At 70.4% G+C, this 24,565-nt stretch carries 24 protein-coding genes and 1 pseudogene; 21 read left to right on the top strand and 4 right to left on the bottom strand.

Features of this window, described 5'->3' with window-relative positions:
• Window positions 1–6 precede the first annotated feature (6 nt).
• The 9 genes and pseudogenes from alaS to DPQ23_RS05405 all read left to right on the top strand — a co-directional run.
• Window positions 7–2,667, top strand: coding sequence for an alanine--tRNA ligase (gene alaS, locus DPQ23_RS05445; protein ID WP_112873684.1), 2,661 nt, complete (start codon window positions 7–9; stop codon window positions 2,665–2,667).
• Window positions 2,664–2,963 carry a DUF1330 domain-containing protein gene (locus tag DPQ23_RS05440; RefSeq protein WP_112873683.1) on the top strand — a complete coding sequence of 100 codons (300 nt, stop codon included), beginning with the start codon at window positions 2,664–2,666 and terminating at the stop codon, window positions 2,961–2,963. Before alaS ends, DPQ23_RS05440 begins: the two co-directional genes overlap by 4 nt.
• Window positions 2,964–3,023: 60 nt before the next feature.
• Window positions 3,024–3,818: a class II glutamine amidotransferase gene (locus DPQ23_RS05435; protein ID WP_112873682.1), complete on the top strand. Its 795-nt coding sequence runs from the start codon at window positions 3,024–3,026 to the stop codon at window positions 3,816–3,818.
• Between the two features lie 117 nt (window positions 3,819–3,935).
• Window positions 3,936–5,177: an RSP_2647 family RNA methyltransferase gene (locus DPQ23_RS05430; RefSeq protein WP_112873681.1), complete on the top strand. Its 1,242-nt coding sequence runs from the start codon at window positions 3,936–3,938 to the stop codon at window positions 5,175–5,177.
• Window positions 5,174–5,725 carry an RSP_2648 family PIN domain-containing protein gene (locus DPQ23_RS05425; protein ID WP_112873680.1) on the top strand — a complete coding sequence of 184 codons (552 nt, stop codon included), beginning with the start codon at window positions 5,174–5,176 and terminating at the stop codon, window positions 5,723–5,725. The genes DPQ23_RS05430 and DPQ23_RS05425 overlap by 4 nt, the downstream gene beginning before the upstream one ends.
• Before the next feature lie 95 nt (window positions 5,726–5,820).
• Window positions 5,821–7,272 (top strand): glucose-6-phosphate dehydrogenase, encoded by a 1,452-nt coding sequence (zwf, locus tag DPQ23_RS05420; protein WP_112873679.1) that lies wholly within the window; start codon window positions 5,821–5,823, stop codon window positions 7,270–7,272.
• A 7-nt stretch (window positions 7,273–7,279) separates the two neighbouring features.
• Complete coding sequence (gene pgl, locus DPQ23_RS05415) at window positions 7,280–7,948, top strand: 6-phosphogluconolactonase (protein WP_112873678.1); 669 nt, start codon at window positions 7,280–7,282, stop codon at window positions 7,946–7,948.
• The gene (gene pgi, locus DPQ23_RS05410) at window positions 7,938–9,593 is read left to right on the top strand and encodes a glucose-6-phosphate isomerase (RefSeq protein WP_112873677.1); all 1,656 of its coding nucleotides are present in this window, start codon (window positions 7,938–7,940) and stop codon (window positions 9,591–9,593) included. Before pgl ends, pgi begins: the two co-directional genes overlap by 11 nt.
• Before the next feature lie 39 nt (window positions 9,594–9,632).
• Window positions 9,633–9,796, top strand: a pseudogene (locus DPQ23_RS05405) (transposase); the annotation flags it as partial.
• Between the two features lie 187 nt (window positions 9,797–9,983).
• Here the strand turns inward: DPQ23_RS05405 and DPQ23_RS05400 are convergent.
• Both DPQ23_RS05400 and DPQ23_RS05395 read right to left on the bottom strand, forming a co-directional pair.
• Complete coding sequence (locus DPQ23_RS05400; protein ID WP_112873676.1) at window positions 9,984–10,964, bottom strand: alpha/beta fold hydrolase; 981 nt, start codon at window positions 10,962–10,964, stop codon at window positions 9,984–9,986.
• Window positions 10,965–11,249: an SCP2 sterol-binding domain-containing protein gene (locus tag DPQ23_RS05395; protein WP_112873675.1), complete on the bottom strand. Its 285-nt coding sequence runs from the start codon at window positions 11,247–11,249 to the stop codon at window positions 10,965–10,967. It abuts the gene before it with no gap.
• Window positions 11,250–11,370: 121 nt separating this feature from the next.
• On the opposite strand from DPQ23_RS05395, the gene DPQ23_RS05390 reads away from it, so the two are divergent.
• The 4 genes from DPQ23_RS05390 to fdxA are packed head-to-tail and all read left to right on the top strand — an operon-like array spanning window position 11,371 to window position 15,811.
• Complete coding sequence (locus DPQ23_RS05390; protein WP_240602457.1) at window positions 11,371–11,877, top strand: tetratricopeptide repeat protein; 507 nt, start codon at window positions 11,371–11,373, stop codon at window positions 11,875–11,877.
• A 1-nt stretch (window position 11,878) separates the two neighbouring features.
• On the top strand, window positions 11,879–15,028 hold the full coding sequence (locus tag DPQ23_RS05385) for a helicase-related protein (RefSeq protein ID WP_112873673.1): 3,150 nt from the start codon (window positions 11,879–11,881) through the stop codon (window positions 15,026–15,028).
• Between the two features lie 25 nt (window positions 15,029–15,053).
• Window positions 15,054–15,437 carry an RNA-binding S4 domain-containing protein gene (locus DPQ23_RS05380; RefSeq protein WP_112873672.1) on the top strand — a complete coding sequence of 128 codons (384 nt, stop codon included), beginning with the start codon at window positions 15,054–15,056 and terminating at the stop codon, window positions 15,435–15,437.
• A 35-nt stretch (window positions 15,438–15,472) separates the two neighbouring features.
• Window positions 15,473–15,811 carry a ferredoxin FdxA gene (gene fdxA / locus DPQ23_RS05375; RefSeq protein WP_112873671.1) on the top strand — a complete coding sequence of 113 codons (339 nt, stop codon included), beginning with the start codon at window positions 15,473–15,475 and terminating at the stop codon, window positions 15,809–15,811.
• A gap of 264 nt (window positions 15,812–16,075) precedes the next feature.
• Here the strand turns inward: fdxA and DPQ23_RS05370 are convergent, their stop codons facing one another.
• On the bottom strand, window positions 16,076–16,549 hold the full coding sequence (locus tag DPQ23_RS05370) for a DUF302 domain-containing protein (RefSeq protein WP_112873670.1): 474 nt from the start codon (window positions 16,547–16,549) through the stop codon (window positions 16,076–16,078).
• A 24-nt stretch (window positions 16,550–16,573) separates the two neighbouring features.
• Window positions 16,574–17,023, bottom strand: a complete 450-nt coding sequence (locus tag DPQ23_RS05365; RefSeq protein WP_205961417.1) for a thioredoxin domain-containing protein — start codon at window positions 17,021–17,023, stop codon at window positions 16,574–16,576.
• 115 nt (window positions 17,024–17,138) lie between these two features.
• On the opposite strand from DPQ23_RS05365, the gene DPQ23_RS05360 reads away from it, so the two are divergent.
• The 8 genes from DPQ23_RS05360 (at window position 17,139) to DPQ23_RS16170 (ending at window position 24,538) form a co-directional block, all read left to right on the top strand.
• Window positions 17,139–17,873 carry a cytochrome c biogenesis CcdA family protein gene (locus tag DPQ23_RS05360; RefSeq protein WP_112873669.1) on the top strand — a complete coding sequence of 245 codons (735 nt, stop codon included), beginning with the start codon at window positions 17,139–17,141 and terminating at the stop codon, window positions 17,871–17,873.
• 225 nt (window positions 17,874–18,098) lie between these two features.
• Window positions 18,099–18,596, top strand: coding sequence for a sulfur oxidation c-type cytochrome SoxX (soxX, locus tag DPQ23_RS05355; RefSeq protein WP_240602455.1), 498 nt, complete (start codon window positions 18,099–18,101; stop codon window positions 18,594–18,596).
• A 37-nt stretch (window positions 18,597–18,633) separates the two neighbouring features.
• Window positions 18,634–19,128: a thiosulfate oxidation carrier protein SoxY gene (soxY, locus tag DPQ23_RS05350; protein ID WP_112873667.1), complete on the top strand. Its 495-nt coding sequence runs from the start codon at window positions 18,634–18,636 to the stop codon at window positions 19,126–19,128.
• A gap of 35 nt (window positions 19,129–19,163) precedes the next feature.
• Entirely contained in the window at window positions 19,164–19,493 is a 330-nt protein-coding gene (soxZ, locus tag DPQ23_RS05345) for a thiosulfate oxidation carrier complex protein SoxZ (protein ID WP_112873666.1), read from the top strand.
• Window positions 19,494–19,581: 88 nt separating this feature from the next.
• On the top strand, window positions 19,582–20,442 hold the full coding sequence (soxA, locus tag DPQ23_RS05340; protein ID WP_112873665.1) for a sulfur oxidation c-type cytochrome SoxA: 861 nt from the start codon (window positions 19,582–19,584) through the stop codon (window positions 20,440–20,442).
• 147 nt (window positions 20,443–20,589) lie between these two features.
• On the top strand, window positions 20,590–22,281 hold the full coding sequence (gene soxB, locus DPQ23_RS05335) for a thiosulfohydrolase SoxB (protein ID WP_112873664.1): 1,692 nt from the start codon (window positions 20,590–20,592) through the stop codon (window positions 22,279–22,281).
• 45 nt (window positions 22,282–22,326) lie between these two features.
• The gene (gene soxC, locus DPQ23_RS05330) at window positions 22,327–23,607 is read left to right on the top strand and encodes a sulfite dehydrogenase (RefSeq protein ID WP_112873663.1); all 1,281 of its coding nucleotides are present in this window, start codon (window positions 22,327–22,329) and stop codon (window positions 23,605–23,607) included.
• On the top strand, window positions 23,591–24,538 hold the full coding sequence (locus tag DPQ23_RS16170) for a c-type cytochrome (RefSeq protein WP_112873662.1): 948 nt from the start codon (window positions 23,591–23,593) through the stop codon (window positions 24,536–24,538). The genes soxC and DPQ23_RS16170 overlap by 17 nt, the downstream gene beginning before the upstream one ends.
• The last annotated feature ends 27 nt before the right edge of the window (window positions 24,539–24,565 follow it).

Raw genomic sequence — 24,565 nt, 5'->3', positions numbered from 1 at the left:
CATCCCATGGCCAGCCTGAACGACATCCGCTCGACCTTCCTCGACTTCTTCGAACGGAACGGGCACGCCCGCGTGGACAGCTCGCCCCTCGTGCCGCGCAACGACCCGACGCTGATGTTCGCGAACTCGGGCATGGTGCAGTTCAAGAACCTGTTCACCGGCCTGGAAAAGCGCGACTACGTCCGGGCGACCACGGCGCAGAAATGCGTGCGCGCGGGCGGCAAGCACAACGACCTGGACAACGTGGGCTATACCGCGCGGCATCACACCTTTTTCGAGATGCTGGGCAACTTCAGCTTCGGCGACTATTTCAAGGAACAGGCGATCCCCTATGCGTGGGAACTGCTGACCAGGGACTTCGGCATCGCCAGGGACAAGCTGCTGGTCACGGTCTATCACACCGACGACGAGGCGGCGGACATCTGGAAAAAGGTTGCGGGCCTGACCGACGACCGCATCATCCGCATCCCCACCAGCGACAATTTCTGGCAGATGGGGCCGACCGGCCCCTGCGGTCCCTGCACCGAAATCTTCTATGACCACGGCGACCACATCTGGGGCGGCCCGCCCGGCAGCCCGGACGAGGACGGCGATCGCTTCATCGAGATCTGGAACCTCGTCTTCATGCAGTTCGAGCAGTTCGAGGACGGCAGCTTGAAGCCGCTGCCGAACCCTTCGATCGACACCGGCATGGGGCTGGAACGGATCGGCGCGCTGCTGCAGGGCAAGCACGACAACTATGACACCGACCTGATGCGGGCGCTGATCGAGGCGTCGGCGCACGCCACCAACTCGGACCCCGACGGGCCGGGCAAGGTGCATCACCGGGTCATCGCCGACCACCTGCGGTCCACCAGCTTCCTGATCGCGGACGGGGTGATGCCGTCGAACGAGGGGCGCGGCTATGTGCTGCGGCGCATCATGCGCCGGGCCATGCGCCACGCGCACATGCTGGGCGCGCAGGACCCGGTCATGCACCGGCTGGTGGCCGCGCTGGTGCGCCAGATGGGCACGGCCTATCCCGAACTGACCCGCGGGCAGGCGATGATCGAGGAAACGCTGCGGGGCGAGGAGACGCGCTTCAAGCAGACGCTGGACCGTGGGTTGCGGCTGCTGGCCGACGAGGTCGCGCGGCTGCCCGAGGGCGCCGACCTGCCGGGCGAGACGGCGTTCAAGCTGTACGACACCTACGGCTTTCCGCTGGACCTGACGCAGGATGCGCTGCGCGAGCAGGGGCGCGGGGTCGAGGTCGCGGGCTTTGACGCGGCCATGGCCGAGCAGAAGGCCAAGGCCCGCGCCGCCTGGTCCGGGTCCGGCGAAAGCAAGGACGCCGCGATCTGGTTCGAGTTGGCCGACCGGCATGGCGCGACCGAGTTCCTGGGCTATGACACCGAAACGGCCGAGGGCGCGATCCTGGCCCTGGTCGAGGGCGCGGCCGAGATCGAGACCGCCCGCGAGGGCCAGCAGGTGCAGATCATCGTGAACCAGTCGCCGTTCTATGCGGAAAGTGGCGGGCAGGTGGGCGACACCGGGCTGATCAGGACCGAGACGGGCGCGGCCCGCGTCACCGACACGCGCAAGTCGGGCAACCTGTTCGTCCACGTGGCCGAGGTCACGATGGGCCACATCGACCGCGGGCAGGGGGCGACGCTGTCGGTGGACAGCGACCGCCGCGGCAGGATCCGCGCCAACCACTCGGCCACTCACCTGCTGAACGAGGCGCTGCGGGCCGCGCTGGGCGAGCATGTCGCGCAGAAGGGCAGCCTGAACGCCGAGGACCGGCTGCGCTTCGACTTCAGCCATGGGCGCGCGCTGTCGGCGGACGAACTGGCGCGGATCGAGGCCGAGGTGAACGCCATCATCCGCCAGAACACCCCCGTGGAAACCCGCGTGATGGCGCCCGACGACGCGCGCGCACTGGGCGCGCAGGCGCTGTTCGGCGAGAAATACGGCGACGAGGTGCGGGTCGTCTCGATGGGCCGCAAGCCCGGCGCGGGCAAGGGGTCGAACAACGACACCTATTCCATCGAACTGTGCGGCGGCACGCATGTGCAGCGGACCGGCGACATCGGCGCCTTCGTGCTGCTGGGCGACAGCGCCTCGGCCGCGGGCATCCGCCGGATCGAGGCGCTGACGGGGCCTGCCGCGCTGGCGCATCTGCGCGCCGCCGAAGGACAGCTGAGCGAGATCGCGGGCCTTCTCAAGGCGCAGGCGGGCGACGTGGTGGACCGGGTGCGCGCCCTTGCGGATGAACGCAAGGCGCTGGCCAACGAGGTCGCCCAGTTGCGTCGCCAGTTGGCCATGGGCGGCGGCGGCGCCGAGGCGGCGCCCAAGGACATCGGCGGGCTGCAACTGATCGCCCGCACCGTCAGCGGCGTGTCGGGCAAGGAGCTGGGCGCGCTGGCCGACCAGATGCGCGGATCGCTGGACAGCGGCGCGGTCGTGGTCATGGCCGAGGACAACGGCAAGGCCACGGTCGCGGCGACCGTGACGCCCGACCTGACCCCGCGGCTCAGCGCCGTGGCGCTGGTTCAGGCGGCCGTGGCTGCGCTGGGCGGCAAGGGCGGCGGCGGACGGCCCGACCGCGCGCAGGGCGGCGCGCCCTCGCTGGAGCGGGCTGACGCCGCCATTGCCGCCGTCGAACAGCTTGTGAGGGACGCCGCATGACCGCGCTGTGGATCGCCCATGTGACCGTCACCGATCCCGACCGCTATGCCCGCTATGCCGCGCTGGCGGGTCCGGCGATCGCCGCCCATGGGGGCGTGTTCCTGTCCCGGTCGGGCCGCCACGTCCAGCTTGAGGGCACCGACCGGGCCCGCAACGTCGTCGCCCGCTTTCCCAGCCTCGAGGCCGCCGAGGCGTGCTATCGCTCGGCCGAGTATCAGGCGGCGCTGGACCACGCCCGCGGGGCCGCCGAACGCGACCTTGTGATCGTGGACGAGAACGGCGACGGCACGAAATAAGGTGAAGTCTTGACCCGTGCCTGCTAGCCTGCGGGCAAAGCAGAACAAAAAGGGACAGGCATGTGCCGCTGGGCGGCCTATATCGGCAGGCCGATCTATCTTGAAGACATCGTCAGCCGGCCCGGCCATTCGCTGGTCCGGCAAAGCCATGGCGCCACGCGCTGTCACACGGCGGTCAACGCAGACGGCTTCGGCATCGCCTGGTACGGCGACCGGGACGAGCCGGGGCTGTACCGCGACGTGATGCCCGCCTGGTCCGACCCGAACCTGCGCAGCCTGACCGCCACGGTCCGCTCGCCCCTGTTCATGGCCCATGTCCGCGCCTCGACCGGGACGGCGACCAGCCGCAACAACTGCCATCCGTTCGCGGTCGGGCGCTGGTCGTTCATGCACAACGGCCAGTTCGGCGGCTATGACGGCTGGCGGCGGTCGGCCGAGGTGCTGATCTCGGACGACCTGTATCCGCACCGCAAGGGCGCCACCGACAGCGAGGCGCTGTTCCTGGTCGCGCTGGGCGAGGGGCTGGACGCCGATCCCGCCGGCGCGCTGGCGCGGGCGACGGCCCGGTTCCAGGCGCTGGCGGTCGCGCGCGGAACGGCCCCCCATGTCCGCCTGACCTGCGCCTTTTCGGATGGGCGGCGGCTTTATGCGGTGCGCTATGCCTCGGACGACCAGGCGCCGTCGCTGTATCACCGCTGGTCCGACAGCCGGCAGGGCTGCGCCGTCGTGTCCGAGCCGCTGGAGGGGGACCAGGCCGACTGGCTCGAGGTGCCGCAGGGCTCGTTCTGCGTCTTCGACGGCGCCGGGGTGACGATCGCACCCTTTGTCCCCGCGGACCTGCGCGCCGCGGCCTGACGCCCCGGTCGCGTGGCTTTCCCGATGCCGCGGCCTGCCAAGCGGGCCCCCCGTCCGCGCCGCGGCGCTTGTTCCGCCCGCGCCGCCGTGCGACAGCCCCGCAACAAGGAGCTTGCGATGACCCACGCCCCCGCCGACCCGGCCACCGATGGCCACGCCCCTGCGGCCGCAGGCCTGCCCGTCGTCCGCCTGCGCCCCAAGGCGAACGCCCGCGCGATCCGGCACGGCTTTCCCTGGGTCTATGCCGACGAGCTGGTGCTGGACCGGCGCACCGGCACCCTCGCACCCGGCAGCTTTGCCCGGCTCGAGGATGCCGAGCGCGCGCATCTGGGCGTCGTCACCGTCAACCCGGCGTCCCGCATCGTCGCGCGCATGATGGACGCCGACCCCGGCGCGCAGATCGACCGGACGTGGCTGGCGGGGCGCTTGCGCCGGGCCCTTGCCCTGCGCGAGCGGCTGTTCGACGCCCCCTTCTATCGGCTGGTCCATGCCGAGGCGGACGGCCTGCCGGGCACCATCATCGACCGCTTCGGCGACGCCGCGGTCATCCAGCCCAACGCTGCCTGGGCCGACCGGATGGCGGGCGACCTGGCCGCCGCGCTGGCCGAGGTGACAGGGGTCGCCACCATCATCCTGAACGGCAGCGGCCGCGCCCGCGCGCTGGAGGGGCTGGACGACCGGACCGCGGTCCTGGCGGGCGGGGTCGCGGCCCCCGTGCCGGTGCCGATGAACGGCGCGGTCTATCTGGCCGACCTGATGGGCGGGCAAAAGACCGGCCTGTTCTTTGACCAGCGCCCGAACCAGGCCTTTACCCAGCGTCTTGCGCCGGGCGCGCGGGTGCTGGACGTGTTCAGCCACGTCGGCGGCTTCGGCCTTGCGGCGCTGGCGGCGGGCGCGGCGCAGGCGACCTGCGTCGATGCCTCGGCCCCGGCGCTGGCGCTGGCGCGGGCGGGCGCCGATGCGATGGGGGCAGCCGCCCGTCTGACGACGCGGCAGGGCGACGCCTTCGCGCAGATGGAGGCGCTGGCCGCCGAGGGCGCGCGCTTCGACGTGGTGATCTGCGATCCCCCCGCGTTCGCCCCGGCAAGGCCCGCGCTCGAGGCCGGGTTGCGCGCCTATGAACGGGTGGCGCGCCTGGCCGCGGCGCTGGTGGCGCCCGGCGGGTATCTGGGCCTGTGTTCCTGCAGCCACGCGGCCGATCTGGCCGCGTTCCGCAACGCCAGCGCGCGGGGCATCGGCCGCGGCGGGCGGCGGATGCAGCTGATCCACACCGGGTTCGCCGGCCCCGACCATCCGATGCTGCCGCAACTGGCCGAAAGCGGCTATCTCAAGGCGCTGTTCTTCCGGCTGGACGGATGAAGGCGGTCCTGGACGCCTGCGTCCTTTACCCCACCGTCCTGCGCGAAATCCTGACGGGTGCGGCGGCGGCCGGGCTGTTCCAGCCGGTCTGGTCGGCCCGCATCCTGGCCGAATGGCGGCACGCAGCGGCACGGCTTGGCCCGGACGACGCCGCGGTGGCCGGGGCGGACATTGCCCTGCTGACCGACCGCTTTCCCGAGGCCAGCGTGCCGGACGATGGCAGCGCGGCGCTGGGGGTGGACTGGCCCGACCCTGCCGACCGTCACGTCGCCGAGGCGGCGCTGGCCGCGGGCGCCCCGCTGATCGTGACCGCGAACCTGCGCGACTTTCCCCGCCGCGCCACCGCCGCGCTGGGGCTGTCCGCCGTCCATCCCGACGCGTTCCTGATCGACCTGCACCACCGCGCCCCCGACCCCGTCGCGCAGATCGTGGCGGCAACCCATGCGCGGGCGCGGGCCGTGGGGGGACCGGTGGCGCTGCGCGACCTGATGGCGCGTGCGCGGCTGCCGCGGCTGGCCAAGGCGCTGGCGCGCGCGGCGTCGCCATGACCCCGACCGCCGCCCCGCCCCAGCCGGCCGCGCCAGGCGGCTTGCCGCGGTGGCCGGCATCGCCTAGCACCGCCCCGCAACGGACGGAGGCACCGATGGTCTCGCGGCTCATCCAGGTCGAGGACTTCGACCTTGTCATCTTCGGCGCGACGGGTGACCTTGCGCGCCGCAAGATTCTGCCGGGGCTGTTTCGCCGCCATGCCGCCGGCCAGTTCCCCGACACCGTCCGCATCATCGGCGCCGCCCGCACCGCGACGGACGAGGCCGCGTTCCGCGCCGACACCGCCGCCGCCATCGCCGAGTTCGACCCGGCCCGCGCGCAGTCCCCGGACCTGCCCGCGTTCCTGGACCGGCTGCACTATGTCGCGCTGGACGCAACCGGCGACGAAGGCTGGGCGCAACTGTCCGCGCTGATGCGCCCGGGCGTGATCCGCGCCTTTTACTTCTCGGTGGCGCCCGTCCTGTTCGGCGCCCTCGCGGAACGGCTGGCCGGGCACGGCATCGCCGACGGCGACAGCCGGATCGTCGTGGAAAAGCCGTTCGGCCGCGACCTCGGGTCCGCCCGCGCGCTGAACGAAACGCTGGCGCGGCATTTCGACGAGGGGCAGATCTATCGGATCGACCATTACCTGGGCAAGGAAACCGTCCAGAACCTGATGGCGGTGCGCTTTGCCAACATGCTGTTCGAGCCGCTGTGGAACGCCCACTATATCGACCATGTGCAGATCACCGTGGCCGAAACCATGGGGGTGGCGGGGCGGGGGGCCTATTACGACCAGTCCGGCGCCATGCGCGACATGATCCAGAACCACCTGATGCAGCTTGTCTGCCTGATCGCGATGGAGCCGCCCTATCACTTCGACCCCGCCGCAGTGCGGGACGAAAAGCTCAAGGTCATCCGCGCGCTGGAGCCGCTGGCCCCCGGCGACATCGTGCGCGGCCAGTATGTCGCGGACGGCGACACCCCCGGCTATCTGGACGACGTGGAAAACCCCGACAGCCGGACCGAAAGCTTTGTCGCGCTGAAGCTGCGGATCGCCAACTGGCGCTGGCAGGGGGTGCCGTTCTATCTGCGCACGGGCAAGCGGCTGCGCGCGCGCACCAGCGAGATCGCGATCGTGTTCCGCCTGCCGCCGCATTCCATCTTTGACGACTCGGGCCCGCAGAAGGCCAACCAGCTTGTCATCCGGCTGCAACCGAACGAGGGCATGAACCTCAAGGTGATGATCAAGGAGCCGGGGCCGGGGGGGATGCGGCTGGTGCAGGTGCCGCTGGACATGTCGTTCGCCGAGGCACTGGGGCGGGACGGCACCGACATGCCCGACGCCTACGAGCGGCTGATCACCGATGTGATCCGCGGCAACCAGACGCTGTTCATGCGCGGCGACGAGGTCGAGGCGGCCTGGGCCTGGACCGACCCGGTGATCGCCGCGTGGGAGGCGTCGAAGACGCAGCCGGAACCCTATGATCCCGGAACCAGCGGCCCCGAGGAATCCTTGGGGCTGATGCACCGCGACGGCCGCCGCTGGCGCGAGATCAAGACATGAGGGCAGGATGAGGATCATCGAACACCCGGACCGCGAGGCGCTGACCCTGGCGGTCGCCCATGACATCGTGACGTGCCTGGGCATGGCGCTGCGGGTGCAGGATCGCGCGACGCTGTCGCTGCCCGGCGGCTCGACCCCGGTGCCGGTGTTCAAGGCGCTGTCGGCCGCGCCGCTCGACTGGGACCGCGTGACGATCATCCCCGGCGACGAACGCTGGGTGCCGTCCGACCATCCGCGGTCCAATGCCCGGCTGATCCGCCGCCATCTGCTGGACGAGGGGGTTCCCGCCACGCTGGTCGATCTGTACGATCCCGCCCTTGACCCGGAGGCGGGCGCCGCCGCGGCCTCGGCGCTGGTCGCGGGCGTTCTGCCCCTGTCGGTCGTGTTGCTGGGCATGGGCGAGGACATGCACACCGCCAGCCTGTTTCCGGGCGCGCAGGGCCTGGCGGCCGCGCTTGCGCCCGACGCGCCCCCCGTGCTGCCGATCCGCAGCGAGACGGCCGACGAGCCCCGCGTGACGCTGACCCTGCCGGTGCTGAAGGGCGCGACCGAGGCGTTCCTGATGATCGCGGGACCCGAAAAGCGCGCCGCACTGGACCGCGCCGTGGGCCTGCCCCCTGAACAGGCGCCCATCGCCGCGCTGCTCAAGGACATGACGGTGCATTATGCCGAGTGACGACGCGCTCCCCCTCGCCACCCCCACTGCCGCCGATGAGGCCGCATGGGACGCCCTGTCGGCCCATCGCGCCCGCACGCGGGGCCGTCGGATCGAGGCGCTGTTCGCCGCCGATCCCGACCGCGCGGCGCGGCTGACCACGCAGGCCGACGGGCTGGCGCTGGACTGGTCCAAGACCGCCATCGACCAGGCCGCGCGCAATCTGCTGCTGGCGCTGGCCGCCAGGGTTCCGGGCGCGCGCGCGGCCCTGTTCCGCGGCGACCGCATCAACCAGACCGAGGATCGCGCCGTCCTGCACAGCGCGCTGCGCCGGGCGGGCGGGCCGGTGCTGGTGGACGGGCGCGACGTCATGCCCGACGTGCTGGCGACCCGCGCCCGGATGGGCGAGTTCGCGCGCGCGGTGCGGACAGGTGCGTTCCGCGGGCAGGGCGGCGCCATCACGGATGTCGTCAACATCGGCATCGGCGGGTCCGACCTGGGCCCCGCGATGGCGACGCTGGCACTGGCCCCCTATCATGACGGGCCGCGCGTGCATTTCGTGTCCAACGTCGACGGCGCCGATATCGCGGACACGCTGCACGGGTTGGACCCCGCCACGACGCTGGTGATCGTCGCGTCCAAGACCTTCACCACCATCGAGACGATGACCAATGCCGCCACCGCCCGGGACTGGATGGCGCGGGTCGTGTCCGATCCGGGGCGACAGTTCGTGGCCCTGTCGTCCGACAGTGCCCGCACCGCCGAATGGGGCATCGACCCGTCCCGCGTGTTCGGCTTTGCCGACTGGGTGGGCGGGCGCTATTCGGTCTGGGGCCCCATCGGCCTGTCGCTGATGCTGGCGATCGGGCCGGAGGCCTTCGACGAGTTCCTGGCGGGCGGCGCGGCGATGGACGCCCATTTCCAGGATGCGCCCCTTGCGGACAACATGCCGGTGATCCTGGCCTTGGTGGGGCTGTGGCACCACCAGGTCTGCGGGTTTCCGACCCGCGCCGTCCTGCCCTATGACAACCGGCTGCTGCGGCTGCCCGCCTATCTTCAGCAGCTCGAGATGGAATCGAACGGCAAGCGCGTGGCGATGGACGGGTCGGACCTGACCCGCCCGTCCGGCCCGGTCGTCTGGGGCGAGCCCGGGACCAACGGGCAGCACGCGTTCTATCAGCTGATCCACCAGGGCACCGGCATCGTCCCGTGCGAGTTCATCGTGGCCGCGCGTGGGCACGAGCCCGACCTGGACCATCACCACCGGCTGCTGGTCGCCAACTGCCTGGCCCAAAGCCAGGCGCTGATGCGCGGCCGGTCGCTAGACGAGGCGCGCGCCCTGATGGCCGCGCGCGGGCTGACCGGGGCGGAGGCAGAGCGTCAGGCCCGCCACCGCGTCTTTCCGGGCGACCGGCCCTCGACCACGCTGGTCATGGCCCAGCTGACGCCGTTCACGCTGGGACAGGTCGTGGCGCTCTACGAACACCGGGTGTTCGTCGAGGGCGTCATTCTGGGCATCAACAGCTTCGACCAGTGGGGGGTCGAACTGGGCAAGGAACTGGCGCTGGCCGTCGCGCCGCTGCTGGAGGGGGCCGCCGGCTCGGAGCAGGACGGATCGACCCTGGCGCTGGTTGACCGGATCCGGCACCTGCGCGGCGAGGCCTGAGCCCGAGGGGTGGTTCAGCCTCCGCAAGGAGGCTGATGCATGAGCAACCTTTTCTGGCTGACCGAGGCGCAGATGGAGCGTCTCCGTCCATTCTTCCCGAAGCGCCATGGAAAGCCCCACGTCGTGATCGGCGTGTGTTGAGCGAGATCGTCTTCGTCAATCGCAATGGGCTGCAATGGCGAGGCGCGCCTCGGGAGTATGGTTCTCGAACGGTGCGGAAACCGGGTCGCTCTGCACCGGCCTCGAGGCGCCGGAGGAGATCTTTGCGATCCTCCCGAAACTGCGCGACCGGGACCATGCCCCTGTCGCTGCGCGTCCCTTGGCGACCGGCGGGATGGGCCGCAATCTGGTGGTTCGTCACGCGCAGAACGGCCGCGCCAGGCCGCGGCCTCAGGTCCGTTGTGCGGTCGTGGCCGTGAACAAGGCGAGAGCGGCGGCGGTGAATCGCTGCGCCAGCGCCTCGCTCTCGAACATCAGTTCGTGGCGCGCGTCCGCAATCTGCAACAGCCGCGCCTGCGGCCAGCCTGCGGCGCGGCTGCGGATCGCCGCCTGCGAGACGACCGCCTCGGCCCCGCCGACGCCGATCAGCGTGGCGACGTCGGGCGAGGGCAGGCGGGCCAGGCGCTGCATCTCGGCCCGCGCGGCGGCGATCCAGGCGTAGGTTGCGCCCCCCAGCGTCAGGTCGGGCCAGCTTCCGGCCTGCGCCACCAGACGCGCCCACTGGCGGGCGTCGCCGGTCAGCGCGTTGCCCCGGAACGGCGCGTCCAGCAGATAGGTCCCCGCGCCCCCGGTGCCGATCGCCACGCGCTGCGCGCGCCTCAGCCGATGGGCGGCGCGGGTCACGCCGGTCACGACCGCCCCCGGCACGCGCGGATGATGCAGCCCCCACATCGGCGCGGAAAACGCGGCACTGTCGACGGGCAGGCCGTTCATCAGCGCGGCAAGCCCGATGCACCCGCCCATGGAATGGGCCAGCAGATGCCAGGGGCGCGGCAGGTCCATGGCCTGTGCGGCGACCGCCAGCTCGACCACGTCGCGCTGATACTCGGCAAAGTCCGCGACATGGCCCAGCCGGGGATCGGCCAGCAGCCGGTCCGACAGCCCCTGTCCGCGCCAGTCCACCCCGATCACCGCCAGCCCCGCGCCCGTCAGGCAGCGGGCGACCGGCCCGTATTTCTCAAGATACTCGGTGCGGCCCTGAAACAGCAGCACCGTGCCGCGCGCAGGGCCCACAGGCTGCCACAGCCCCGCGCGCAGGCGGATGCCGTCCTCGGTCCGCAGCCACCATGCGGCGGGGGGCGCGGGATCGCCGGGCAGCAGGTGGAACGGCGCGACCTCGGCCGCGCCGTCACGCGGATCGTCCGTTGCCACTTACGACAGCGCGGCGCCCAGTTTCATCGCGTCGGTCAGCGAGCCGTCGATCTTCAGCTTGCCCGTCATGTAAGCCATCGTCGGGTTCACATCGCCGTTCAGGATGCCCTCGAACGTGTCGCGGCTGGCGGTCAGCGTCACCTCGGCCGGCTCGTCCCCGGCGCGCACGCCGCCGGCGTCGATCATGATCGCGCCCTCGCCCTCGATCACGAACTTGGCCGTCGAATCGAACGACGAGATCTTGTTGCCCAGCGCCTTGACGGCCCCCTCGATCACAGCACTCATCTTTGTCTCCCTTTGGGTGGCGCCGCGGCGCGTCAGCCATTACATCGACACTATGCGTCGCGTGTCCGCCCGTTTCCATCCTGTCGTCGCGGCATTATGCACCGGACTTGTTGCGATTTCGTTGACGGCCACCCCCGCGGCCGCCCAGACCCCGGCCGAGATGGACCGGCTGTTCGCCGAACTGGCCCAGACAACCGGCGACGGCTGGATGCGTGCGCAGTCCGACATCGAGCGCGCGTGGTCGCGCTCGGGCTCGGCCGCGCTGGATCTGCTGCTGCAGCGGGGCGAGGCGGCGCTGGACGCCGGCGATCCGCTGGCCGCCATCGGCCACCTGACGGCGCTGACCGATCACGCGCCCGATTTCGCCGCCGGATTCGCCGCCCGCGCGCAGGCCTATGCCATGGTCGGGCAGTTCGGTCCGGCCAGCGCCGACCTGGCCCGCACCCTGGCGCTGGAACCGCGGCACTGGGGCGCGCTGACGCAACTGGGCGCCATGCTGGAGGAGACGGGCGCAGACGACCGCGCCCTGGCTGCCTGGCGCCAGAGCCTTGAGATCAATCCCCACCAACCCGAGGCGCAGGACGGTGTCGCGCGGCTGACGGCGCGGCAAACCGGGCAGGACGTCTGACATGGCGGGTCGCATCACGGCCGTGCTGGGGCCGACCAACACCGGCAAGACCCATTACGCCATCGAGCGGATGCTGGCGCACCGCACCGGGGTCATCGGCCTGCCGCTGCGGCTGCTGGCGCGCGAGGTCTATGACCGCATCGTCAAGGCGCGCGGGCCGTCTGTCGTGGCCCTCATCACCGGCGAGGAGCGCATCGTCCCCGAGCGCGCCGCCTATTGGGTCGCCACGACCGAGGCGATGCCCGAGGTGCTGGCCGATTTCGTCGCCATCGACGAGATCCAGCTGTGCGCCGACCCCGAACGCGGCCATGTCTTCACCGACCGCCTGCTGCATATGCGCGGCCTGCACGAGACGCTGTTTCTGGGCAGCGCCACCATGCGTCCGGCCATCGCGGCGCTGGTTCCCGAGGCCAATTTCATGCGGCGCGAGCGGTTTTCCACGCTGTCCTGGGCGGGGTCGCGCAAGCTCAGCCGGATGCCCGAGCGTTCGGCCATCGTCGGGTTTTCCGTGGACGACGTCTATGCCACGGCAGAACTGCTGCGCCGGCAAAAGGGGGGCTGCGCGGTCGTGATGGGGGCGCTGTCGCCCCGCACCCGAAACGCGCAGGTGGCCATGTACCAGGCGGGCGAGGTCGATTACCTGGTCGCCACCGACGCCATCGGCATGGGGCTGAACCTCGACATCCGCCATGTGGCGTTCGAGGCCACCCACAAGTTCGACGGCCGCCGCCTGCGGCCGCTGTTCCCGCACGAACTGGGCCAGATCGCCGGCCGCGCGGGCCGCCACACCGAGCCCGGCACCTTCGGCGTCACCGGCGAGGCGTCCGAGCTGGACGAGGGGCTGATCGACGCGATCGAAAACCACCGCTTTGCTCCGATCAGCCGCCTTGTCTGGCGCAACTCGGCGCTGGAGTTCGGGACCGTGGACCGGCTGGTGCAGTCGCTGGAGCGGCCCTCGGGCGACGAATGGCTGGGCCGCGGGCGCGAGGCGGACGACCTGTCCGCGCTGAAGGTCCTGCGCGACCTGCCCGAGATCCGCGACCGGGTGACGCATCCAAAAGACGTGCGGCTCTTGTGGGACGTCTGCCGCATCCCCGATTTTCGCGGCATCTCGCCGGCCGAGCACACCAGCCTGCTGACCCGCATCTTCGGGTTTCTGCAGGAGGGCGGCATCCCCGGCGACTGGCTGGCGCGCGCCGTCGCCCGCATCGACAGGCCGGGCGGCGACATCGACGCGATCAGCAAGCGCCTGGCCTATATCCGCACCTGGACCTATGTCGCCCAGCGCAGCGGGTGGGTCCGGGACGAAGCCCATTGGCGGGGCGAGACCCGCGCGGTAGAAGACCGCCTGTCGGATGCGCTGCATGCGGCGCTGACGCAGCGATTCGTGGACCGGCGCACATCCGTGCTGATGCGCCGGCTCAAGCAGAAGGAGAGCCTGGTGGCCGAGGTGAACGACAAGGGCGAAGTGACGGTCGAGGGCGAGTTCGCCGGCCGTCTGGACGGATTCCGCTTTCGGACCGATCCGTCCGCCGCGGGGGACGAAGCGAGAATGCTGACCCGCGCCGCCTATGAGGCGCTGCGCCCCGAGTTCCACCTGCGCGCCGACCGCTTTCTGAACGCCCCCGACCCCGAGCTGGACTTTACCGTTCAGGGTGGGCTGATGTGGGGGTCGTCCGCGGTCGGCAAGCTGGTCAAGGGCGCCGAGCCGCTGAAGCCCGGCATCGAGGTCTTCGTTGACGAGGAGGCCGGGCCCGAGGTCGCCGAAAAGGTGCGCCGCCGCCTGCAGCATTTCATCGACCGCAAGATTGCCGCCGGATTCGAGCCGCTGCTTGGTCTGCTGGCCGACGAGAGCGTCAGCGGCCTGGCCCGCGGCGTGGCGTTCCGTCTGGGCGAGGCGATGGGCGTGCTGCCGCGCGAGGGCATCGCGGCCGAGATCAAGGAACTGGATCAGGACGCGCGCGGCAGTCTGCGAAAGCACGGCGTCCGGTTCGGCCAGTACACGATCTTCCTGCCGGCGGTGCTGAAGCCTGCGCCGACGCGGCTGCGGCTGCTGCTGTCGGCCCTGTGGGAGGGCGCGGACGAGTTTCCCGAAAGCCCGCCCCCCGGGCTGGTGACGATCCCGAACCTGCCCGACGTGCCGCGCGGCTATTATACGCTGTCGGGGTATCACCCGGCGGGCGTCCGGGCGATCCGCATCGACATGCTGGAACGCCTGGCCGACATGCTGCGCGGGCAGGACAGCCGCGGCGGCTTCGAGGCGACGCCCGAGATGCTGTCGATCACCGGCATGACGCTGGACCAGTTTGCCGATCTGATGGGCGGGCTTGGCTATCGCGCGACCAAGGGAGAGCGTGCCAAGACCCGCGCTGCGGCCGTCCCGGTTGCCGTGCCCGAGGCTGCGGCCGTTCCCGAGGGCGAGACGGCGGCACCCCTGACCGAAGAGGAAAGCGTTCTGGCCGCAGAGACGCGCGCCCGCTGGGAGGCCGAGCAGGCCGAGCGCCGCGCCGCCGAGGGGGCCGCCGCCGCCGAGGCAGGGGCAGCCACGGGCAACGCGGACGCGCCCGCCACCGCAGAGGGTGCGGATGGCGCGACGGATGCGATGCCGACGCCGGATGCGGATGCGGGCGCGCCGGCCGAGGCGCCGGAGATGGAGAGCTTCTATACCTTCGTCTGGGCGCCGCGCACGCGCGGCCCGCGTCGCGGACACGAGGGCGAGGGGCGCGGCGAGACCCGGTCCGAGGGACGCGGTCCCCGACGCTTTGACGGGCCGCGCGGCGGCGGGCAGGGGGGCGGGCAGGGCGTCGCATCGCCCGAGGCTCGGAGCGAGCAGCCCCAGGGCGACCGGCCGCGGGGCGAGCGTCCGCGTGGCGATCGGCGCCCCGGCGCAAAGCCCGGCGGCGATCGCCCGCGCGAAGGCGCAGCCGAGGGCCAGCAGGACCGCGGCTTCCGGGGGGACGGCAAGCCGGCCCGCTTCGGCGGCAAGGGCGGCAAGCCGCAGGGGCGGTCGGGCGACAAGCCGGGCGGTCCTCAGGGCGACAAGGGCAAGGCGCAGGGCGCGCGCTTCGAGGCGCGGCCCCCTCGTGCCGAAAAGCCGCTGGACCCGGACAGCCCGTTCGCCGTCCTCGCCGCGCTGAAGAACAAGCCATGAGCGCTCGCAGGACCCTGCGGCGCTGATGGCGCGGCGCGCCGACCGCAGCCGCGGCAACCCGCCCGAGCCGCTGCCCGCCGCGATCCGGCTGGACCGCTGGCTGTGCCACGCCCGCGTGTTCAAGACCCGCAGCCTTGCCGCCGACCGCATTGCGGCGGGCGGGGTGCGGATCAACGGCTCGCCCTGTCGAAAGCCTGGGCACGAGGTCCGGCCGGGCGATGTGGTGACTGCCGCGGTGCCAGGCGGCGTGCGCAGCCTGCGCGTGCTGGCCTCGGGCGAGCGGCGCGGCCCCGCGACCGAGGCGCTGGCGCTCTACGAGGATCTGGACCGCCCCCCGCAGGGCGACGACGTGGTCGGGACGTCCCCCGCGACGGCCGCGCCGCTTGAACCGGGGGCGGCAAAGGACTAGGTGAAACCCCGCACCGCCCGCGCGAGGAACTGCCGATGACCTATGTCGTGACCGAAAACTGCATCATGTGCAAATACACGGACTGCGTCGAGGTCTGCCCCGTGGACTGTTTCTACGAGGGCGAGAACACGCTGGTCATCCACCCCGACGAATGCATCGACTGCGGCGTCTGCGAACCCGAATGCCCCGCGGACGCCATCCGACCGGACACCGAGCCGGACATGGAGAAATGGGTCGAGTTCAACCGGACTTATGCGGACCAGTGGCCGGTCATCACCCGCAAGAAGGACCCGATGCCCGGCTATCAGGCCATGGACGGCCAGCCCGGCAAGCTGGAAAAATATTTTTCGCCCGCGCCCGGCGAGGGGGACTGACCTCGACGCGCCCCGACGGGCACGTCCCCACGGGCCCGTCGGCCGCTTTGTCCACTCCCTGGCCGCAGCGCCGGCCCCGGGGCGCCCGCGCTGCGTGCCGTTCTGCGCCCAGGGCACCGCCGACGACGCTGACCGCCCGCTGGCCTCGGGGGCTGGCGTTGTCGCCTTCTCTGTCCGCCTCGACCTTGGTGCCGATGCGACGGCCAGCCTCAGGATCAGGCGGCCGCGCGTTGCCCTGCCGCAGGTTGCTGGGATCGGGCGGGCCTACTCGGCCGTGGCCTCGTCCACGATGCCCGACAGCAGGGCATTGACCGGCGCCATCGTGTCGCCCGGATACAGGCGGTGGCCCACCGTCACGCGACCCGGCTGGTCTGCGGTCTCGTAGACAAAGATCGAGTACGGGCAGAACTGGATGTTGGTGATGTCCGCCTCCATCACCTTGCGAGAGACGTCGGCCGAGCAGAACGTGTAGGCGTCCGCCTCGGTGTACAGGTCCTTGGCCCCGCCCACGTCAGCCTTGGTCCGGGACAGCATCTCGCCGACGTGGCTGGTGTTGTCGATGACCAGCCCGGCGTTCGTGATCGCCTGTTCGACCGCAAAGGTCACGTCGTCGAATGCGGCGTCGAGGGTCTTGGTATAGGCCGCGCCGTCCGGCGACGCTTGTGCCAGCGCGGCGGCGGGGATCGCAAGGGCGGCGCTCAGCGCAACAAGGCGGGCGAAGGTGGGAATCGGGGTCATCTGCGTCTCCGTGGAAGGGAAGGGTCAGTGTGTGGCGGGCGGCCCGGATGCCGGGGCCGCCGCGACGGGATCGGCGGGCAGGGCGGCCGGGGGCGGGGTCCATCCCGTCTGCGCCAGCATGCCATCCAGCAGCACCCAGAAGAATTCGTCCCCCGCATAGCCGGTCAGCCGCGCCACCTCGGTCCCGCCGTCGGTCAGCACGAACGTGGGCGTAATGACCGGCGGCCCGGCGGTCAGGGCCGTGCCGGCGGGCAGCGGATCGTGGATGTCCAACTGCAACAACGGCGCGGCGGCGCCCTCGGGGGTCTTGGGATAGGCCGGCCCGACCTGTTCGTGCCACTGGCGGCAGTAGATGCAGCCCTCGCGCTCGAACATCACCAGCCGCAGGTCAGCGGCCATTGCGGCGGGCGCGACGGCCGTCATCACGGCCAGCACGGCAACGCGCAGGGGGATCAGCGGGGCAGGGCGGGCCACGGCAACCTCATTGACGACAGCGACGGCTTGACGCAAGCCTGACACGGGACGGCCGTGCACCGCAACAGTGACGCGTGGCGACCGGCGGTTGCCGTTTCGACACGAGGCAGGGACGATGCCCGAGATATCCTACGGCGGCGCCGTCCTGGCCGGTCTGCTGTCGTTCCTGTCGCCCTGCATCCTGCCGATGGTGCCGTTCTATCTGGCCTATCTGGCAGGGGTGTCGATGGGCGAGCTGCGCGGCGACGGGCTGGCGCCGGGTGCGCAGCGGCGGCTGGTCGGCGGGGCTGTGGCCTTTGCGCTGGGGGTCACGACGATCTTCGTCCTGCTGGGACTGGGCGCGACCGCCATGGGGTCGGCCTTTGCGCGCTATCGGACCGAACTGTCCTGGGTCGCCGCTGCGATCCTGCTGGTGTTCGGCCTGCATTTCCTGGGCGTGATCCGCGTGCCCTTGCTGTACCGGCAGGCGCGGCTGGACAGCACCGCCAGCGCGGCCACGCTGCCTGGCGCCTATCTGATGGGGCTGGCCTTCGGCTTTGGCTGGACGCCTTGCGCGGGACCGGCGCTGGCGGCGATCCTGTTCGTCGCGGGCGGGCAGGGGGATCTGTGGCGCGGGGGCACGCTGCTGCTGGTCTATGGCCTTGCGATGACGCTGCCCTTTGTTCTGGCCGCGTTCTTCGCGCGGCCTTTCCTTGCCTGGGTGGGACGCCACCGTGCCCTGCTGGGGCGCGTCGAAAAGGCGATGGGCGCGATGCTGATCCTGTTTGCGCTGCTGATCGCCACCGACAGCATCAACCGCATCGCGGCCGTCATGGTGAACAGCATGGACTGGAGCGCGACGATCCGATGAGGACAAGGCGCCCTTTGACCCGGCACGAAACCCTGTGTCCCGGAAGGGCGGCGACAGGAGGATATTCCGAGATGTTTGCCGAGCGGAGAAAAAACGTATCGCTTCCGGTCGGAATGGCGGAAGATAAAAGGACGAATCAAGGAATTGCAGACTGACTGCAACTATCGTTTGCCACACGTCTCAATTCTTGCATATGTTGAGTCGAGGAACCTGGGGAGGAGCCGAATGACCTGTCTTGCCCATCCGCGCGCCATGCGCGCGACCGCCCTGGGGGCGCTGCTGGCGGCTTTCGCCCTGCCGTCCTGGGCAGCCGAGCCTGTCGCGCCCTCTGCCGTCGTGTTCACCGATGGTGCGGTCGCCCAATCGCTCAGCGGTGCGCCCGGCAACCCGGACGAGGGCAAGAAGATCATCTCGACGAACTCTCTGGGCAACTGCGTCGCCTGCCACCAGATCAGCGCGATGCCCGAGGTGGATTTCCAGGGCAACATCGGGCCGTCGCTGGACGGCGTCGCCAGCCGCTATGACGAGGCGCATCTGCGCGGGCTGGTGGCCAATGCCAAGCACACCTTCCCCGTCACCATCATGCCCGCATTCTACAAGACCGAGGGCTTCATCCGTCCGGGCGTCGCCTATACCGGCAAGGCGCCCGAGGGCGACCTGCCGCCCATCCTCGGCGCCCAGCAGATCGAGGATGTGCTCGCCTATCTCTTGACGCTCAAGTGATGGGCGGGCGCGTTCCGCACAGACAAGGAGGACTTTCATGAATCTGAACCGTCGCAAGACGATCGCCCTGGGGGCGGGCGGCGTGGCTGCCCTGCTCGGGACCGCGGCGCTGGCCCAGACGGCCGCAGCCCCCGCGGCCGCGCCCGCAGCGCCTGCCGCGCCTGCAACCCCTGCCGCGTCCGCGGCCGCGGCGAAAACGACCGATCAATGGATCGCCGAGTTCACCGGCGGGGCCGAGGTGACCGATGGGGGGGTCGCGCTGACCGCACCCGAGATCGCCGAGAACGGCAACACGGTGCCGGTGTCGGTCGCCGCCGAGGGCGCGTCCGAGGTGCTGATGCTGGCCCCCGGGAACCCGACCGCCGGGGTGATGATCGCCAAGTTCGGCCCCGCCGCCGGCAAGCGCGAGATCGCGACCCGCATCCGGCTGGCCACCACCCAGGATGTCGTCGCCATCGCCAAGATGGAGGACGGAAGCTTCAAGCGCGCGACGGCCAACGTCAAGGTGACCATCGGGGGCTGCGGCGGCTGACGCCCCTGCCACGATCGCAGTTTCAGGAGAAGAGCATGGCCGAGAATGTCAAACCCCGCGTCAAGGTGCCCAAGTCCGCCAGCGCCGGCGACGTCATCACGCTGAAGACGCTGATCAGCCACCCGATGGAATCGGGCCAGCGCAAGGACGCCGACGGCAAGATCATCCCGCGGTCGATCATCAACCGCTTCGTGGTGGACTTTGCCGGCACCAACGCGCTGGACGTGCAGCTGGAGCCCGCGATCTCGACCAATCCGTATTTCGAGTTCGACGTGCTGGTCGACAAGTCGGGTGAGTTCACCTTCACCTGGTACGACGACGACGGGTCCGTCTACGAGGAAAAGCAGTCGATCGAGGTTGCCTGACCGGGCGGACGCACGCGCCGGGCTGCCGCCGGCCAGGACAGAACCAGACGACATCCGGCGCGCCGGACCGACCAAGGGGGGAATCGCAATGACCAGGAAACATGTCGCCGCTGCACTGGCGCTGGCCGCGATGACGGCGGCGACCGCGGTCCGGGCCGATCCGATCGACGAGGCCGAGATCTCGATCAACGGGGGCGAGGTGACGCTGCCCACCCGCGCGCCTGCGCCCGCGTTCCTCAAGGACGTGCTGCCCGAGGTCCGGTCGGGCTGGCTGTACCGCGACCCCGACACCCGAGCCATGCAGATGGACGATTTCGAGAACCCTGCGATGGTGTTCGTCGATCAGGGGCTGGAAAGCTGGGACACCGCCGACGGCACGGTGGGCAAGTCCTGCGCGGACTGCCACAACGACATCGAAAGCATGAAGGGCGTGCGCGCCGCGATGCCCAAGATGAACAAGGCCGGCGACAGCCTGTGGTCGCTTGAGAACTTCATCAACGACTGCCGGGTCAACCGGATGGGCGCCGAGGAATGGGGCTGGAACAGCCCCGAGATGAAGAACATGACCGCCGCCGTCTCGCTGCAATCGCGAGGCATGCCCGTGCAGGTCGCCATCGACGGCCCCGCCGCCGAATGGTGGGAAAAGGGCCGCGAGATGTACTATACGCGCTATGGCCAGCTCGAGATGGCCTGCGCGAACTGCCACGAGGACAACGCCGGCAGGATGATCCGCGCCGACCACCTGTCGCAAGGCCAGATCAACGGCTTTCCCACCTATCGTCTGAAGGATGCCGGCATGGTGTCCAGCCACCAGCGGTTCGTCGGCTGCGTGCGCGACACCCGCGGCGAAACCTTCAAGGCGGGATCGGACGAGTTCCGCGCGCTGGAGCTGTATGTCGCCTCGCGCGGGACCGGCCTGCCGGTCGAGGGGGTGGCGGTCCGCCACTGACGCGACCCCCGGCGCGCGGGGCGCGGCGCATCGCGGCCTGCGGCAGGGCCGCCTCTGCATCCAGCGGGGTGCGGCCGTCGCGGCCGCCCCGTCAACAAGGACCATCCTCTGCGCCCGCTGCGGCCGCGGAACGGGAAGGATTTGCCCATGATCACCAAACGCGAGTTCCTGCAGGCCGCCCTGGCCACGTCCGCCCTGTGGGGCCTGTCGGGCCACGGCAACTGGGGCCGGCTGGCCGCGCAGCAGGCCCTGTCGCAGGACAAGCTGCTGGAGTTCGAGGACTTCGGCAACGTCACGCTGATCCACGTCACCGACATCCATGCCCAGCTGAAGCCGGTCTGGTTCCGCGAGCCCGAGGTCAACATCGGCGTGGGCGACGCGCGCGGCCGCCCGCCGCATGTCACCGGACAGGATTTCCTGACCATGTTCGGCATCCCGCCCGGCACCCCGGACGCCTATGCCCTGACCCACGAGGATTTCGTGGCGCTGGCCCGCGCCTATGGCCGGATGGGCGGGATGGACCGCGTGGCCACGGTGGTCAAGGCGATCCGCGCCGCGCGGCCAGATTCGATCCTGCTGGACGGCGGGGACACGTGGCATGGCTCGATGACGTCGCTGCGGACGCGCGGGCAGGACATGGTCAACGTCATGAACGCGCTGGGCGTCGAGGCGATGACCAGCCACTGGGAATGGACGTTCGGCCAGGACCGCGTGAAGGAGATCGTGGACACGCTGCCGTTTCCCTTTCTGGGCGCCAACATCTTCGACGCGGAATGGGACGAGCCTGCCTTCGAGCCCTACAAGGTCTTTGAAAAGGGCGGGGTTCGGATCGGGGTCGTGGGGCAGGCCTTCCCCTACATGCCGATCGCCAACCCCCGATGGATGTTCCCCGACTACAGCTTCGGCATCCGCGAGGAGCGCATGCAGGCCGTCGTGGACGAGCTGCGCGAGACGGAAAAGGTCGATCTGGTCGTCTGCCTGTCACACAACGGCTTTGACGTGGACTACAGGATGGCCGGGCAGGTCAGGGGCATCGACGTCATCCTGACCGGCCACACCCATGACGCCGTGCCCGAACCCGTGCTGGTGGGCGAGACGATCCTGATCGCGTCGGGGTCCAACGGCAAGTTCGTCAGCCGCGTCGATCTGGACGTCCGCGACGGCAAGATGCTGGGGTTCCGCCACAAGCTGATCCCGGTGTTCTCGGACGTGATCGCCCCCGATCCCGAGATGGCGGCACTGGTGGACGCCGAGCGTGCCCCCTTCAAGGCCGAGCTGGAAGAGGTGGTCGGCACCACCGAAAGCCTGCTGTATCGCCGCGGCAACTTCAACGGGACGTGGGACGACCTGATCTGCGACGCGATCCGGTCCGAACGCGACGTGCAGATCGCGCTGTCCCCCGGCGTGCGCTGGGGGCCGTCGCTGCTGCCGGGCGATCCGATCCGGCGCGAGGACATCCACAACGCCTGCTCGATGACCTATGGACAGGTCTATCGCACCGAGATGACCGGCGAGACGATCAAGACGGTGATGGAGGATGTGGCCGATAACCTGTTCAACGCCGACCCCTATTACCAGCAGGGCGGCGACATGGTGCGGGTCGGCGGGCTGTCCTATGCCATCGACGTGGCCGCGCCGATGGGCCAGCGCATCTCGGCCCTGACGCTGGACGGTGGCGAGGCGGTCGATCCCGCCAGGTCCTATACGGTCGGCGGCTGGGCCAGCGTCAACGAGGGGACCGAAGGCCCCCAGATCTGGGACGTGATCGAGGCCCATGTCCGCAAGCTGGGCAGCGTCCGCCTTGAACCCCGCACCACCGTGACCGTGACCGGCGCCTGACCGCCGCCGGATCGATTCCACCACCACGAAGACCCGAGGTCCCACATGACCCATCGTCCCCCTCTCCACACCGGCCGCCGCCGCTTTCTGACCGCAAGCCTTGCCACGGGCGGCGCGATGGCCACCGCCGGGTTGCTGCCCGCCGCGGCCCGGGCGGCCACGCCCGATCCCCTGATCACCGAGGTCCAGCCCTGGGCCTCGGGGTTCGGCGACGGGGTGGACGCCCATCCCTATGGCCTGCCCACCGAGCATGAGGGCGACGTGATCCGCCGCACGGTCAGCTGGCTGACCGCGGACACGATCAGCTCGATCAACTTTACCCCCATCCACGCGCTGGACGGCACGATCACGCCGCAGGGTTGCGCCTTCGAGCGCCACCACTCGGGCGCCATCGACCTGGCAAAGCCCGACTATCGACTGATGATCAACGGCATGGTGGAACGCCCGCTGGTGTTCACCTATGACGACCTGGAACGCTTTCCGCGCCGCACCATGACCTGTTTTCTGGAATGCGCCGCCAACACCGGCATGGAGTGGGCGGGCGCGCAGCTGAACGGCGCGCAGTTCACCCACGGCATGATCCACAACATGGAATACACCGGCGTGCCGCTGCGCCTGCTGCTGGAGGAGGCGGGCGTCAAGCCCGAGGCGACATGGGTGATGGCCGAGGGGGCCGACGCCTCGTCCAACGCGCGCAGCTTTCCCATCGAGAAGATGCTGGACGACGTGCTGGTCGCTTTCAAGGCCAACGGCGAGGCGCTGCGCAAGGAACATGGCTATCCCGTCCGGCTGGTTGTGCCCGGATGGGAAGGCAACATGTGGATCAAGTGGCTGCGCCGGATCGAGGTCGCCGACGCGCCCTGGGAAAGCCGCGAGGAGACGTCGAAATACACCGACACGCTGGCCAACGGCACGTCCCGCAAATGGACTTGGGTCATGGACGCCAAGTCGGTCGTGACCTCGCCCAGCCCGCAATCGCCGATCCGGCATGGGGCCGGGCCCCTGGTCATCACCGGGCTGGCCTGGTCGGGGCGCGGCGCGATCAAGCAGGTGGACGTGACCGTCGATGGCGGCAGGACCTGGCAGACCGCCCGGCTTGAGCCGCAGTCCAACCCGCTGGCGCTGCATCGTTTCTATCTGGACCACCAGTGGGACGGGTCGGACATGTTGATCCAGTCGCGGGCCATGGATGCGACCGGCTATGTCCAGCCTACCAAGGATGCGCTGCGCGCCATCCGGGGGCTGAACTCGGTCTATCACAACAATGGAATCCAGACCTGGCTCGTGAAAGCGAACGGAGAGGCCGAGAATGTCGAGATTTCCTGAAACGCTTCTGTCCCTCGCCCTGACGGTCGCCCTGCTGACGCCGGCGGCGGCGCAGACCCCGGCCCCCGCTGAGGCGGCGCCGGCCGGAACGGTGCCCGCCGACGCGCAGCCGCCCGAGGCGGCGACCCCCGGCGCATCCGCCGGATCGGACGGCGCCGCACAGCACGAGGCGGCGGTCGCGGACCCCGCCACGCCCGCTGCCGCGGAGGGCGAAGGCTCTGCCCTGTCCGAGAAGCCTGCCGCGGCCGCGGCCGCGGATGCCTCGGGGGCGCCCGAAGACCCCGCAGGGGCGGGCGCGGCAGCCACCGCCTGGCCGGGCGCCGGCAAGACGATGAAGCTGGGCCGCGAAGCCCTGCCCGAAGAGATCGCGGCTTGGGACAAGGACGTGCGTCCCGACGGGCTGGGCCTGCCGCCCGGATCGGCAGACGTGGCGACCGGCGAGGAGCTGTTTTCCGAACACTGCGCCTCGTGCCACGGCGACTTTGCCGAGGGCGTGGACAACTGGCCCAAGCTGGCCGGCGGCATGAACACCCTGGACCACGAGGACCCGTTGAAGACCGTCGGGTCCTATTGGCCCTATCTGTCCACGGCCTGGGATTACGTCCACCGCTCGATGCCGTTCGGCGCGGCGCAGACGCTGGATGTCGATCAGACCTATGCGGTGGTTGCCTATATCCTGTATTCCAACGATCTGGTGGACGAGGACTTCGTGCTGGATCAGGACAGTTTCCGCACGGTCCAGATGCCGAATGCCGACGGCTTCATCGTCGATGACCGCGAAACCGCCGAGCTTCCGCAGTTTACCGTCCAGCCCTGCATGGAAAACTGCAAGGAAGCGGTCGAGATCACCCGCCACGCCACGAACCTGGACGTGACGCCCGGCGATCCCGATGACGGCGCGGACAGCGAGGGTGCGCCCGCCCTCGACTGAACCCGACGGCGCGCGCGGCGTTGGGCC

Source organism: Paracoccus endophyticus, assembly GCF_003286075.1.
Classification (GTDB): domain Bacteria; phylum Pseudomonadota; class Alphaproteobacteria; order Rhodobacterales; family Rhodobacteraceae; genus Paracoccus; species Paracoccus endophyticus.
This window is presented reverse-complemented; position numbering and strand designations above follow the sequence as displayed.